This is a genomic window from Streptomyces adelaidensis (assembly GCF_016598475.1).
In the GTDB taxonomy this organism is placed as follows: domain Bacteria; phylum Actinomycetota; class Actinomycetes; order Streptomycetales; family Streptomycetaceae; genus Streptomyces; species Streptomyces adelaidensis.
The window spans coordinates 1-517 of sequence record NZ_JAEMUX010000300.1 but is presented as its reverse complement, the minus strand read 5'-3'; the positions used below and the strand labels follow the sequence as shown (position 1 = coordinate 517).

At 69.8% G+C, this 517-nt stretch carries 1 pseudogene; it reads left to right on the top strand.

Annotation, left to right across the window (positions count from 1 at the left end):
- A pseudogene (locus tag I8N67_RS41955) lies at positions 1 to 517 on the top strand (hypothetical protein); the annotation flags it as partial.

Genomic DNA, 517 nt, shown 5'->3' with positions numbered 1-517 from the left:
GGCGACCCTCGGCTACCCGGCCGGGCACCCGGACGCCGACGTGGTGCGGGACGCGGACAACGCGGCGGTCATGCAGAAGGTCATGGAGAAGTACGCGGCGGACCCGGGGCTGCTGAAGGAGCACCACCAGGCGATGTCCGACAGCCTGGGCGTCATGGGCGGCGGCTACATCGACGACATCAACTGGGCGCTGGAAAAGAACCATCCGGAGAGCGTGTTCGCGCCGGGCAAGAATCCGGAGGGGCACCTCGACTTCGCGGACACCGGGGACGGGAACGGGCGGAGTATCGTCCGGGGCTTCCTCAGCACCCTCGGTCAGCACCCGGACGCCTACGCGACGGTCTCGGCCGCGGAGCAGGTCTACACCCGCAGCGCGCTGGAAGCGGCAGTGGGCCCGGACGGAAAGATTGACGACGAGGTCGCTGCCAGGACCAGGGCGACCGTGCGCGTGGGTGCCGAGGTGCAGGGCATGCTCGACCAGTCCCGGGCCGACCAGGTGGAGGCGACGAACCTCAAG